The 12760-nt window shown below is 61.4% G+C and carries 12 protein-coding genes; 11 read left to right on the top strand and 1 reads right to left on the bottom strand.

Translation table 11 applies throughout. The features are described 5' to 3' along the window. The first annotated feature begins 372 nt into the window (after positions 1-372). The 11 genes from CEW89_RS17590 (at position 373) to CEW89_RS17540 (ending at position 11098) form a co-directional block, all read left to right on the top strand. The gene (locus CEW89_RS17590; protein WP_066705909.1) at positions 373-615 is read left to right on the top strand and encodes a Flp family type IVb pilin; all 243 of its coding nucleotides are present in this window, start codon (positions 373-375) and stop codon (positions 613-615) included. 281 nt (positions 616-896) lie between these two features. After that, positions 897-1739 carry a Flp pilus assembly protein CpaB gene (cpaB, locus tag CEW89_RS17585; RefSeq protein ID WP_066705912.1) on the top strand — a complete coding sequence of 281 codons (843 nt, stop codon included), beginning with the start codon at positions 897-899 and terminating at the stop codon, positions 1737-1739. Positions 1740-1996: 257 nt separating this feature from the next. Further along, positions 1997-3367 (top strand): type II and III secretion system protein family protein, encoded by a 1371-nt coding sequence (locus CEW89_RS17580; RefSeq protein ID WP_066705914.1) that lies wholly within the window; start codon positions 1997-1999, stop codon positions 3365-3367. Positions 3368-3373: 6 nt separating this feature from the next. Further along, entirely contained in the window at positions 3374-4027 is a 654-nt protein-coding gene (locus tag CEW89_RS17575) for an OmpA family protein (RefSeq protein ID WP_066705916.1), read from the top strand. A 201-nt stretch (positions 4028-4228) separates the two neighbouring features. Further along, positions 4229-5482 (top strand): CpaE/TadZ family protein, encoded by a 1254-nt coding sequence (locus tag CEW89_RS17570; protein WP_096806778.1) that lies wholly within the window; start codon positions 4229-4231, stop codon positions 5480-5482. 36 nt (positions 5483-5518) lie between these two features. Then, entirely contained in the window at positions 5519-6979 is a 1461-nt protein-coding gene (locus tag CEW89_RS17565) for a TadA family conjugal transfer-associated ATPase (protein WP_096806777.1), read from the top strand. A 12-nt stretch (positions 6980-6991) separates the two neighbouring features. Continuing rightward, complete coding sequence (locus CEW89_RS17560) at positions 6992-7963, top strand: type II secretion system F family protein (RefSeq protein WP_198403450.1); 972 nt, start codon at positions 6992-6994, stop codon at positions 7961-7963. A gap of 12 nt (positions 7964-7975) precedes the next feature. Continuing rightward, positions 7976-8953 (top strand): type II secretion system F family protein, encoded by a 978-nt coding sequence (locus tag CEW89_RS17555; RefSeq protein ID WP_096806776.1) that lies wholly within the window; start codon positions 7976-7978, stop codon positions 8951-8953. 66 nt (positions 8954-9019) lie between these two features. Continuing rightward, on the top strand, positions 9020-9607 hold the full coding sequence (locus CEW89_RS17550) for a tetratricopeptide repeat protein (protein WP_096806775.1): 588 nt from the start codon (positions 9020-9022) through the stop codon (positions 9605-9607). Positions 9608-9738: 131 nt separating this feature from the next. Next, positions 9739-10599 carry a tetratricopeptide repeat protein gene (locus tag CEW89_RS17545; RefSeq protein ID WP_066705926.1) on the top strand — a complete coding sequence of 287 codons (861 nt, stop codon included), beginning with the start codon at positions 9739-9741 and terminating at the stop codon, positions 10597-10599. Between the two features lie 7 nt (positions 10600-10606). Next, a complete protein-coding gene (locus tag CEW89_RS17540; RefSeq protein ID WP_066705928.1) occupies positions 10607-11098 on the top strand; it encodes an A24 family peptidase in 492 nt (163 codons plus the stop codon). Between the two features lie 11 nt (positions 11099-11109). On the opposite strand, the gene CEW89_RS17535 is transcribed toward CEW89_RS17540, so the two are convergent. Continuing rightward, positions 11110-12744: a hypothetical protein gene (locus CEW89_RS17535; RefSeq protein WP_096806774.1), complete on the bottom strand. Its 1635-nt coding sequence runs from the start codon at positions 12742-12744 to the stop codon at positions 11110-11112. Between the last annotated feature and the right edge of the window lie 16 nt (positions 12745-12760).

The following is a 12760-nucleotide window of genomic DNA, read 5'->3' as shown; positions in this document are numbered from 1 at the left end:
CTCAAGGGGCGGTCCGGTTCGGAACACTGGCCGCTTTTGCCACCAGTTTCGCAAAAATCTCGCCCGAGAGCCAGAATTTTAGACGATTCCACCACCAATCTTATGCCAAGGTTAACCTGAAAAACCGCTAAAAAGCATTTTCAGACAAAATAGTTAAAATTTTTTTAATTTTAAAATCAATAAGTTAACCCTTACCCCTGCAAAATTCACGCCGTTTCCAAAAACGTACCAATCCTGCCCCACTCTCGCCCCAGTTGGGGGGCCATATAGGGTCATCGAAAGCGAGACGGAGCGCTGAGGCAAGGGAAACGCCAAGCTCGAAATCGCCAAGACGTGGAAACCAAACTGAACACATCCTCGGAGGGATATAAAATGGAATTCTTCAAGCTCTACAAACGCTTCTCCCGTGACGAAGACGGTGCCGTGACCGTTGACTGGGTCGTGCTGACCTCCGCCGTCGTGGGCCTCGGCATCGCCGTGCTGACCACCGTTTCCAAAGGCACCACAGCCCTCGGCGACAAAATTTCCACCGACCTCGCTGGCCGCACCGTGATCGACTACACCGCCACCGACACCGCGACCGACCCGGTCGCCGATCCGGCCCCCGACGCATAATCTACGTTTTCCGACACGTATCGGACTGCATGACACAACCGCGCCCCTCCCGGGCGCGGTTTTCCTTTCGGGCAAACCGTCTCTGGATCCCGGGCACCTTTGACGAACAGCCATCGGAATTCGCACCGTTTGTTCGTGAATCGGCAAAAATTCACGACTGCGCCGCGGTGAAACCACCAATTTGCCGTATTTCGATGAAACTCTGATCGGGTGTTCCCGGGGGACTGGACCGCGAAGCGGTCGGCATGCCCGGAAGTGGGGCCGCAAGTAGAGGGAAAGTCATGCGTATTATTTTCGGATTGGTCCTTGTGATCGGCGTCGCCCTGGCCGGGTTTGCCGTTCATATGACACGCGGGTACCTGTCGACCTATCAGGCCGAGCTGGACCGTGAGAAAGCCATGCGCGCCAATGTCGTCCAGACGACGGACATCTATGTCGCGGTCAAACCCCTCAGCTATGGCGACCCGCTTCTGCCGAACATGGTGAAAAAGATTCGCTGGCCAAACGACGCCATGCCGAAAGGCGCTTTCCTCACGGAAGAAGCCCTCTTCCCGGAAGGCCCGGACGTGCCGCGCCGGGTGTTGCGCAACATCGAACCGATGGAGCCCCTGCTCGCGGTCAAGCTCACCGCCCCCGGCGAAGATGCCGGTGTGGCCTCCCGTCTCGCCAAGGGCATGCGCGCCTTCGCGATCCGCGTCGACGTGGCCTCCGGCGTGTCGGGCTTCCTGCATCCAGGCGACCGTGTCGATGTCTACTGGACCGGGCGTCTGCCCGATTCCGGGCGCGACGTGACGAAGCTGATCCAGACTTCGATCCCGCTGGTCGCCGTCGACCAGATTTCCAACAGCGATCCGCAGACCACCAACATCGCCCGCACGGTGACCGTCGAAGCCACGCCGACGCAGGTCGCGACACTGGCGACGGCGCAAAGCACAGGACGTCTGTCGCTCGCCCTCGTCGGCCGCAACGACGACACCGTGATCGACAGTGTCGAGGTCGACAAGAACACGCTTCTGGGGATCGAGGAACAGGTCTACACCGCCGCCCCGAAAGCCAAGGTCTGTACGGTGCGCACCCGCAAAGGCGGCGAAATCATCGTGATGAACATTCCCTGCACGGAGTGAACGCCGCCGTCACGGCCTATCACCACGCTCACGAAATCCCGGATGGCGGCATCGCCGCAGCCGGGATTTTTCGATTTGATCAAAGACTTGCCCTGAGATGAGGTGAAAACCGGCCCTGCCACTTGTGGCTTCTCCACATCACAAACACCCGCCAAGAGATTGATTCTTGCAAAAAAAGTTAAATTAACGCATTGTCTGTCCAAATGGGTCGCAAAGAACCCGATGGATTGAGGCGTGGTCGACAGAGGCAGGATCACATGAAAACGTTGAATTTGATCAAGGCGGCCCTCGTCGGGCTTGCCGCACTCGGCGCTACCCCGACCGGGGCTTTCGCAGAGAAACTCCGCGTCATGACCGGAGCCCCCTCCGGCGTTCTGAACGTGCCGATGAACCGCGCCGTGGTTGTCGAAAGCGACGAACCCTTCGCCGAGATTTCGATCGCCAATGCGGCCATCGCCGACATTTCGACCCTGTCCGAACGCTCGATCTATGTGCTGGGCCGCGCGCCCGGCATGACCACCATGACACTTCTTGCGCCCGACGGTTCGTTGATCACCAACGTCCAGGTCCAGGTGACGCCGGATGTCACCGAGTTCAAGGAACGTCTGCGCCAGATCATGCCGAACGAGAGCATCGAGGTGCGCACCGCCAATGACGGGATCGTCCTGTCGGGCACGATCTCCTCGGCCATCATGATGAACCGGGCCATCGAACTGGCCGAACGCTATGCCCCGAACCGTGTGTCGAACATGATGAACATCGGCGGCACGCAACAGGTAATGTTGAAAGTCCGGTTCGCCGAGATGTCCCGTTCGGTGTCGAAAGATCTGAGCGCAGCGCTCGGTGTCGATTATTCCGCCGGAAGCGCGTCCGGCACAACATCTCTCGGCCCGTCGATGACCGGCGACGGCCTCGGCCAGCTCATGATCGGTGGCGCCATCGGCAACACGCAATTGGCCATCGCCATCGAGGCACTCGAGGAAAAAGGCGTCGTACGCACCCTTGCGGAACCGAACCTGACCGCCCTCTCGGGACAACAGGCGAAATTCCTCGCCGGGGGCGAGTATCCGATCCCCGTGCGCGACAACGATGGCGTGTCGATCAACTACAAACCCTTCGGCGTCGAGCTCGAGTTCACGCCCCGCGTGGTCAACGGCGATCAGATCAACCTTGAAATGCGCGCGGCCGTTTCCGGGGTCGACAGCTCTGTCAACTATACCGTCGACGGCTTCACCCTGAACTCCTTCAAGCGCCGCGAAACCTCCACGACCGTGGAACTGCGCGACGGTCAGAGCTTTGCCATCGCCGGTCTGTTGCAGGACGATTTCGAGGATCTGGTCGGCCAGGTGCCATGGCTCGGTGACATCCCGGTGCTCGGCGCGCTGTTTCGCTCGACCGACTACACCCGCCGCCAATCCGAGCTCGTCATCATCGTGACGCCGCATCTCGTGACGCCGGTGAATGGCATGGCGCTGAGCCTGCCGACCGACCGGGTAAAAATCCCCACGGAGGGTGAGCTTTTCCTCTTCGGCAAGACCTATGGCGGCACCACGGCCCCGAAAACCGGCGCAGCCGCGGAAGTCGCGAAGCAGGATTTCTCCGGCTCCTATGGCTACGTGATGGAGTAAGACGACATGCGGATTTCCCTGAAACTTTCCCTTGCCGCCACCGCCCTTCTCGCCCTGGGCGCCTGTTCGGACCAGAACGCGCTGAACTACTTCAACCAGGAGGCCGGCGGCTATCTCGACAACGGCACCTTCGGCAATGCGACGATGAACAACACGCTCGCACAGACTGGCCAGTTGAAGTATGTGATCGACCTGAACGAGCGCTTTGCCGCCAGCGTGCCCACCACGGTGAATTTCGAATTCAACTCCGCGACGCTCGACGGTGCCGCCCGCGACGCGATCCGAAAACAGGCGCATTTCATGGCGCAATTCCCGGAAGTGCGCTTCCGCGTCTACGGTCACACCGATCTCGTCGGCTCCAACGCCTATAACAAAGCGCTGGGACTGCGCCGGGCGAAAGCCGTTGTTGCCGAACTGGCGCGCAATGGCATCTCCCGCTCGCGTCTCGAGGCCATGGTGTCTTTTGGTGAAACCCAGCCCCTGATCGTCACCCAGAGCCCGGAGCGCAAGAACCGCCGGACGGTGACGGAAGTCTCTGGTTTCGTGGAGAACTCCCCGTTGATCATGGATGGGAAATATGCCGAGATCGTCCGTCGCGGCTATCTCAGCAGCGCGCAATCTCGCACCAGCATTTCCGCCAGCGGTAGCGTCGACGGCTAAACGATCGTCGCGGAATAGCGAATTATTACGCGATTTCGGCCCTATTGTTGCCCCAATACCCCGGCACCTTATCCCCAATGGGAGCAGTATGCCCGACAACCGAGTCGGGCAAACGCGCCAGGGGATCAGGGCCGGGTTTCTCGTTTGAGGCACTCTGAGCCTCGGTAAGCCTGGCGTTCGAGATAAAGGACGCTTTGAGCAATGACGAGTGAAGCTCTATTGCAAAACGACCCGGCCCCGCTTGTGGCCTGTACCGTCAGCCGGGACGTGCAGAACTTCGATCTGCTGATCGAGGACATGGAGGCTGAACTGGGCGAAGCCTGGGGCGATCTCTCCTTTGAAGACGCGCGGCAGTTTTTCCGCCAACCGGAAAGCGGCGGGCTGAAATTCGTCGCCATGGCGCTCGATCATGAGGACGAGAGCCTCCTGGCGATGATCGCGGATCTGATCAAGTCGGCCAAAGCACAGAATATCAAGGTGATTCTGGTCGCCGACGAAATTTCCCCCATGGTCCTGCATCAGTTGTTGCAACTTGGTGCCGAGGATTTCATCCCCTACCCGCTGCCGGAAAACGCCCTGCATGAGGCGATCGAACGGCTGGATGCGCCGCGCAAGGTGCCCGCCATCGACTTCGTGGATGCCCGCCCGGCACATGTCGGCCAAGGCGGCGGGGCGCATGGTATCGTGCTGCCGGTGCAATCCATTTCTGGCGGGGCCGGCGCCACGACCATTGCGGTCAACCTCGCCTGGGAACTCGCCAATATCGAAAAGAAAGGCCAGCAGCCGCGTGTGCTTCTGATTGATTTCAACCTGCAATACGGCTCGGTTTCGACCTATCTCGACCTGCCACGGCGCAATGCGGTCTATGAGCTTTTGTCCTCCACCGAGATGATGGATGACGACGCTTTCAAGGGCGCGTTGATGAATTTCAACGACAAGCTTTCGGTGCTGACCTCGCCGCCGGACATCCTGCCGCTCGATTTCATCGACGCGACCGATGTGCAGCGTCTGCTCGACATGGGCCGCAAACATTTCGACTATGTCATTCTCGACATGCCGACGACGCTGGTGAGCTGGACCGAAACGGTGCTCAACGCCGCCGAATTCTATTTCGCGCCGGTCGAGCTGGATCTGCGCTCGGCCCAGAACATCCTGCGTCTGCGCAATGCGCTCAAGGCGGAGGAGCTGCCTTTCGACAAGATGCGCTTCCTGTTGAACCGGGCCCCGAAGGCCATGGACCTTTCCGCGAGGGCCCGTTTGAAACGCATGGCGGAGAACCTCGAAATCGACATCGACGTGCAATTTCCCGATGGCGGTCGCCCGGTGCGCGATGCCTGCGATCAGGGCATGCCGCTTGGTATCGAAGCCGCAAAAAATCCGCTGCGCAAGGAAATCCAGAAACTCGCAGCCTCGCTGCATGCGCGGCAGACCCAGCAACTCGAAGCGGCGCAATGAAGCCTGTCCACGGGCATGAGGTGAGAGAGCAAGACGATGTTTTCGCGATATAAAAAATCCGATGGTCAAAAGGTCGCCCCGGTCAGGACCGCAACCGCTGCCCCGACCCCGACCGCCGCGCAAGATCCCGCCCCGGCGAAAGCGCCCGCCCCGGCCGCCAAGGTTCAGCGTCGCGAAGCCCCGCGCAGCGCGCAGGTTGCGCCGCAGGACAAGGAACGCCGCCGCAAGGAGCGTCTGGGCGACATCAAGGTCGAGATGCACAAGCGCCTGCTTGAGGACCTGAACCTCGCAGCCCTCGAAACCGCGCAGGAAAAGGACCTGAAATCGGAGATTTCCGACATCACGGCGGAATTCCTCGCCGATCAGGGGCTGGTGCTGAACCGCGACGAACGCATCCTGCTCAATCAGGAGCTCTACGACGAAGTGCGCGGCCTCGGGCCGCTCGAGCCGCTTTTGAAAGATGAAAGCGTCAACGATATTCTCGTCAACGGCCCGCATCAGATCTTCATCGAACGCGCCGGCAAGCTCGAACTGTCGGACATCACCTTCAAGGACGAAAAGCACCTTCTCAGGATCATCGACAAGATCGTGTCCGCCGTGGGCCGCCGCGTCGATGAATCGAACCCCTATGTCGACGCCCGTCTCAAAGACGGGTCGCGTTTCAACGCCATGGTGCCCCCCGTTGCGGTGGACGGTTCCCTCGTCTCCATCCGGAAATTCAAAAAGGACAAGCTCGGCATCGACGATCTGGTCCGCTTCGGCGCCTTTACCGAGGAAATGGCCGCCTATCTTCAGGCCGCCGTCTCCACCCGTCTCAATGTCATCGTCTCCGGCGGGACGGGCTCCGGGAAAACCACCACGCTCAACGCCCTCTCGAGCTTCATCGACAACGATGAACGCATCCTGACGATCGAGGATACGGCGGAGCTTCAGCTTCAGCAGACCCATGTCGGCCGGATGGAAAGCCGGCCCGCCAACGTCGAGGGTAAGGGCGCCGTCACCCAGCGCGATTGTCTCCGCAACGCGCTGCGGATGCGTCCGGACCGCATCATCGTGGGGGAGACCCGCGGCGAAGAGGTGATCGACATGCTACAGGCCATGAACACCGGCCACGACGGCTCGATGACCACGATCCACGCCAACTCCGCACGCGACGGGGTGTCGCGCCTCGAAAACATGATCGCCATGGCCGGGATCGAAATGCCGCTCAAGGCCGTGCGCTCGCAGATCGCCTCCGCCGTCAACCTGATCGTGCAGGCTTCGCGCCTTCAGGACGGTTCGCGCCGCATGGTCTCGATCACCGAAATCACCGGCATGGAGGGCGACGTGATCTCCATGCAGGAGGTGTTCCGCTTCCAGCGCACCGGCCTCACCCCCGACAACAAGATCATCGGCCATTTCACGGCGACCGGGGTCCGAAGCCACTTCTCGGAACGCTTCCGGATGTGGGGCTACGACCTGCCGCACGCGATTTTCGAACCGACCAACCCGCGTTAAGGAGCCTCCCCCATGATCATTTCCCTGGAACCGGTCATTTACGGCGTCATCTTCATCGCCGTGCTGCTTCTGGTCGAAGGCATCTATCTGACCGTGTTCGGCAAGTCGATCTCGCTGAACTCCCGCGTCAACCGTCGCTACGAATTGCTCGAGAAAGGCACAGGCGACCGCGAAGAAGTACTCAATCAGCTCCGCAAGGAAATGAGCCAGCACCTCAAATCGCGTCAGGTGCCGCTCTATTCCGTGCTGGCCGAAAAGGCGCAGAAGGCCAATATCGCCTTCTCCCCCACCCAGCTTCTCATGGTCATGGTGCTTTTGGGCATGGTCGCCTTCGTCGGCCTGTCGATTGGCACCTCGGCTTCCCTGCCGATCCGCATCGCCGTCTCCGTCGGCATGGGCGTCGGCGCGGTCTATGTCTGGATCCAGGGCAAAGCCAAGAAACGTCTGAGCCTGATTGAGGAACAGCTTCCCGACGCCGTCGAACTCATGGTCCGCAGCTTGCGTGTCGGCCACCCGTTCTCCAATGCGCTCACCATCGTTTCCAAGGAGGTCCCCGATCCTCTGGGCACCGAAATGGGCGTGATCGCCGACGAGAGCGCCTATGGGCGCGACGTGGGCGAGGCGCTCAAGGATATGGCCGAACGGCTCGACATGCAGGATCTGCGCTTTCTCGCCGTCGCCGTGTCGATCCAGCAGCAATCGGGCGGCAACCTGGCCGAGGTGCTCGACGGTCTGGCCAAGGTGATCCGCTCGCGCTTCAAACTCTTCCGCCGGGTCAAGGCGATCACCGCCGAGGCGCAATGGTCCGGCAAGTTCCTCTCGGGCTTCCCGCTTCTGATGCTGCTGGCGATCAATCTGATGAAACCCGACTATTACGACCGGGTGAAGGACACATCCGCCTTCATCCCCGCCTGTCTCGTGGTCGCGGGCTTTCTCACGGTCAACATCTTCGTGATGAAATCGCTCGTGAACATCAAGGTCTGAGGAGGACACGCCATGCAAGAGTTCTTTACCTCGCTGCTCGGCGATCAGCTCGGCCCCTTCGGGCCGCTGATCCTCGTTGGCACGCTGGGCACCGTACTGATCCTCGTCGCCCTGCCCGCGCTTCTGAACCGCAAACGCGACCCGATGGACCGGCTCAAGGCCCAGGCCCAGGCCAGCAAGGCGACAAACAAGAAGGCCGCGCTGCGTTATGAGGACAAGAAAGGTGCGAAGCTCGAGAAATACTCCGCCTTCCTCGAACCGCAGGACGAGGAGGAGTATTCCGCCGCTCAGCTCAAGATGATCCAGGCGGGCTATCGCGGCAAGAATGCCGTGCGTATGTTCCACTTCGCGCAATTCGCGATGGGCATCGGCGCACTGATCCTGGGCCTGCTCTTTGCCCTGCTGAAATCTTCGCAACAGGAGGTGACGCCGCGCTCGCTGGTGTTCATGGTGCTGTTCCCCGCGGTGATCGGCTACATGCTGCCGAAATACTGGGTCACCCGCCGCGTCGAGGCCCGCAAGGAAGAGATCACCAACGGTTTCCCCGACGCGCTCGATCTCATGCTGGTCTGTGTCGAGGCCGGTCAGTCGCTCGATCAGGCGATCATCCGGGTGGCCAAGGAAATCCGCTCCGGCTTCCCGGCGCTGGCCGACGAATTCGAGATCGTCTCCTATGAGATCAAGGCCGGCAAGGACAAGACCGTCGTGCTGCGCGACATGGCGGAGCGCTGCGGCGTGCCGGATGTGGCCTCCTTCGTGACCGTGCTGATCCAGTCGCAGCAATTCGGGACATCCATTGCCGACGCGCTTCGGATTTATGCCGGTGAAATGCGTGACAAACGCGTGATGCGCGCAGAAGAGGCCGCAAACAAGTTGCCTACCAAGATGACCCTTGCCACAATGATGCTGACCGTGCCGCCGCTTCTGATCATCCTGATCGGACCGTCGGTCTATGACATCTACGTCCTGCTGTCGGAAGCCAGTTTCTGAGCCCGCCTGTCGGGCTCGCGAGCACCGGCTCCGGTCGCAGGACCGCACAAGAAGGCAAGGGACAGCATGTCTCGACATCTCACGCGCGGCCCCAGATACACCATCGGGGCTGCGCTTTTCCTCTCTCTCATGGCCGCTTGCGGCTCCGAAGACATGCTCAAGCCGCTCAGGGACAACGGCGATTATGCCCCCACAGGCGTCGATGCCCACGCGGTCTCGGTCGACGGGCTGATCGTCGGCCACCGTCTGATGGCGGCGGGCGAATACGAACTGGCGCTCAAGGCCTATTACCGTGCCGCAGCCCATCAGGGCATGACCGTCGACACGCTCTCGGCCATCGGCTCCGCCAAGCTGCGCCTCGGGCGTCTCGGCCAGGCCGAGGCCGATCTGCGTCGTGCGATCGAGCTGGACGACGCATTCGTTCCCGCCTGGAACAACCTCGGCGTCGTGTTGATGGAGCGCGGCGTCTATGGCGAGGCCGAGCGGGTGTTCCGCACCGCCTTTGCGCTGGACAGTGGCCAATCTGCCGAAATTCGCGAAAACCTGCGCTTGGCGCTCGCAAAACTCGAAAACCCCACGTATAGTGAGGAAAACGAGAGCAATTTCACCTTGGTGCGGCGCGGGACGAGCGAATACGAAATCCTTGCACGCTGAGATCGTCTGAGATCCGAAAACGGACCGGCGGTCGGAACGAGGCGAAAACGAGTTGAGGCAAACTGGGGCAACAAGAGGCGCGTCGTCACAAGGCGGACTGCCCGGCTCCGAGACAGAGGATGGCAGGCACCATGCGCAACCTTCATGTGATCACGCTCGCGCTGGCGGGCTCCGTGGCCCTGACGGCCTGTCAGAAACCCTTTGGCGGCGATGTGCGCCGCGCCGACACCTCCGTGAACGCCATTGACGGCGCCGGTCTCTCCGACATCATGCTCAACGCCGCCGACCCGGCCGAGGCGGTAAGCTATTTCTCGCGCGCAGTGGGGGAAAACCCCGACCGCATCGACCTGCAACGCGGGCTGGCGAAATCTCTGGTGCGTGCGGGCGAGACCCAGGCTGCGGTCAGCGCCTGGAAAAACGTCGTTGCGCACAAGGCCTCGACAATGGACGACCGCGTGGATTACGCCGATGCGCTGATCCGCACCGGAGCGTGGAAAGAGGCCGAGGCCCAGCTCGACGCCGTGCCGCCCACCCATGAGACCTACAAACGCTACCGGCTCGAGGCGATGATCGCCGACAGCAATCAGGAATGGAAGAAGGCTGACAGTTTCTATCAGACTGCCGTCGGCCTGACGACCCGTCCCGCCGGTGTGCTGAACAACTGGGGCTATTCGAAACTGACCCGTGGCGAATACAGCGAAGCGGAAAAACTCTTCGCACAGGCGATCACCTATGACTCCTCGCTGTTCACCGCCAAGAACAACCTCATCCTCGCCCGTGGCGCGCAGGGCAAATACGACCTGCCGGTGATGGAGATGACCCAGACAGAGCGCGCACAGCTTCTCTACACGCTGGGGCTTGCGGCGGTGAAGGCCGGGGACGTCACCATCGGCAAGGGGCTGATCAAGGACGCCATCGACACCCATCCGCAGCATTTCGAAGCCGCCGTGCGCTCGTTGCGCGCGCTGGAAGCGAACGTCTCGAACGGCTGACCCGCGCATGCTGACCCTGCCCTCTCAAGCCGCGCTCTGGTTCCTTTTGCCGGTCGCGCTGGTGTCCTTCGTCGCCGCGTTCAACGACCTGAAACGCATGAAACTGCCGAATGCCGTCGTTCTGGCCCTTGCCGCGATCTATGTGGTGATGGGACCGTTTCTGCTGCCGTTCGATCAGTATCTCTGGGGCTTTGCCCATGCCGCAGTGATGTATGTCGTCGCACTCTTTGCCTATGCCTATCTCGGCGTCGGCGCGGGCGACGGGAAATTCGCAGCCGCCATGGCGATGTTCATTCCCCTCGCGGATCTCGGCGCCGTTCTGACGCTCTTTGCCGCTTTCCTGCTGGGCGCCTTCTTCGCCCATCGCCTGTTGCGTGCCCTGCCGCCGGTGCGGCGCGCCACGCCGGACTGGATCTCCTGGGAGCATCGCAAATTCCCAATGGGGCTGGCGCTTGCCGGAACGATGATCAGCTATCTTGGGCTCGCGATCCGTTTCTGAGGTCGCAGGCCTTATTCTTTCACCACCGGATAAACCAGCATCATCGGATCGCGCAGCGGCGCGCTCAATGTCAGCCCCGCACTCTCCAGCCCGGCCAGCACACGGCGCGCCACTCCCGGATCGACCGGGCAGGTCGGCACGATGATGGCATCCGCGTTCTCCACCCCCGGCGTGCCGGAATAATACCATGGCGCACCGCCTTTCAGCGGGGCAAAATCCCCGAAAATCCAGATCGCGGAGGCAAGATCGGCGACAAAGAACTGGCTTGTCGCCGGAAAATTGAACGGCGGTTCCTTCAGCCGGTCCGCCATATAGCGATGCACGGCCAGATCTCCTAACTGAAGCGCACAATGCGGCATGCTCTCGCCGAGGAATTCGAGCGGCGCGAACACCTTCTCGTCACCGGCATAGGGGGCAAGTTCCGGATGACGCGCCGCAAGGTTTTCACGCGTCAGCATCATCGACGCCCGCCGCTCAGAAACAAACAGATCGTCCAGACCCGTGCGGTCCGCGAAAGGCGGCACATAACCTTCCGTTTTCACAACGAGATTATGAAAAGGGCTGGTGACGATATTCTGCAACGAGGGCGCGATGAGGGCGAAGGCCACAAGCGCCAGCGCGGCAATGGCACCGCGCGCATCGGTGTTGAACAGAACCCGCCGCCCGCGCTCAGGCCGTTCCGCCAGAAGCAGGATGCACAAGAGGATGAGCCATTGCGGATCGTTGCCGAAATTCTGGTAGGTGACATAGACGAAGCCCGGCGCCAGCAGCAAAAGCAACAGCCCCGTACGGTCGCGCCCCGCCTGTCGCAGCACGATGATCGACAGGATCAGCGTGAGCGTCCCGATCAGGAACCGGGGCGCGTTTAACACGTCAACGAAGGACACGCCGGGGGCCGCACGGTTCCCCGAACGGGTGACCGTCAGCAGATCGGCGACATAGGCCGGAAAGAACTCCGTGCCGTAAATCGCCACCATCGCCAGAGCGACGGCGAGACCGCTCATCAGTCCCGCGAACAGACTGCGCCAGGCCCCGCGCAGCACGAAGCCAAACGCCACCGGCAGCACGAACCCCACGAAATAAGTCGGCTTGATCAGCGCCAGAACCGCCAGCATCAGCCCTGCGATCACGCCGTCAATCAGCGGGGCTTTGTCCCCGTCCCGTTCCGGCAGCACCGCCAGAAGCACCGCGATGAAGGACGCGACCCAGGCCCAGCGGTTGTAATACATCGCCACGGAGATCGCGGTGACATTCCCGCCATGCACCAGAGCGAGGATCATCGCCACCGCCACCACGCCAAAGCCCCAGGCCGCAAGCCCCGTGAGCCGTGAAAGCGCGACACGCGCAACCAGCGGTGCGAACAGCACGGCGATCAGAACCTGCGCAGCGACAAAGGCCTGCCCGACGCCCAGCCCCGCATCCATCATCCAGCGGATCGGCAGAAAGGCGAAAATCCCGATGGGGGTGGAGAAATCCAGATGCGGCACCTGCCCGAGCCCCATACGCAGCAGGACATCCACCATATGCGTGGCGTCGCCCTCGTGTTGCGTGAGATAGAGCCCGCCTTTGGCAAGCCCTGCCCCGCCCAGAACAAGGATCAGAACCGCAAGAAATACGATGTATCTTATCGGAGAAATTCGCCCCATCTGCCCTGCCTTATTC

Source organism: Celeribacter ethanolicus (assembly GCF_002407265.1).
GTDB lineage: Bacteria > Pseudomonadota > Alphaproteobacteria > Rhodobacterales > Rhodobacteraceae > Celeribacter > Celeribacter ethanolicus.
This window is presented reverse-complemented; position numbering and strand designations above follow the sequence as displayed.

Coding starts and splice junctions, on each gene's coding strand:
- CEW89_RS17590 (WP_066705909.1), top strand. CDS start 373: ATGGAATTCTTCAAGCTCTACAAACGCTTCTCCCGTGACGAAGACGGT.
- cpaB (WP_066705912.1), top strand. CDS start 897: ATGCGTATTATTTTCGGATTGGTCCTTGTGATCGGCGTCGCCCTGGCC.
- CEW89_RS17580 (WP_066705914.1), top strand. CDS start 1,997: ATGAAAACGTTGAATTTGATCAAGGCGGCCCTCGTCGGGCTTGCCGCA.
- CEW89_RS17575 (WP_066705916.1), top strand. CDS start 3,374: ATGCGGATTTCCCTGAAACTTTCCCTTGCCGCCACCGCCCTTCTCGCC.
- CEW89_RS17570 (WP_096806778.1), top strand. CDS start 4,229: ATGACGAGTGAAGCTCTATTGCAAAACGACCCGGCCCCGCTTGTGGCC.
- CEW89_RS17565 (WP_096806777.1), top strand. CDS start 5,519: ATGTTTTCGCGATATAAAAAATCCGATGGTCAAAAGGTCGCCCCGGTC.
- CEW89_RS17560 (WP_198403450.1), top strand. CDS start 6,992: ATGATCATTTCCCTGGAACCGGTCATTTACGGCGTCATCTTCATCGCC.
- CEW89_RS17555 (WP_096806776.1), top strand. CDS start 7,976: ATGCAAGAGTTCTTTACCTCGCTGCTCGGCGATCAGCTCGGCCCCTTC.
- CEW89_RS17550 (WP_096806775.1), top strand. CDS start 9,020: ATGTCTCGACATCTCACGCGCGGCCCCAGATACACCATCGGGGCTGCG.
- CEW89_RS17545 (WP_066705926.1), top strand. CDS start 9,739: ATGCGCAACCTTCATGTGATCACGCTCGCGCTGGCGGGCTCCGTGGCC.
- CEW89_RS17540 (WP_066705928.1), top strand. CDS start 10,607: ATGCTGACCCTGCCCTCTCAAGCCGCGCTCTGGTTCCTTTTGCCGGTC.
- CEW89_RS17535 (WP_096806774.1), bottom strand. CDS start 12,744: ATGGGGCGAATTTCTCCGATAAGATACATCGTATTTCTTGCGGTTCTG.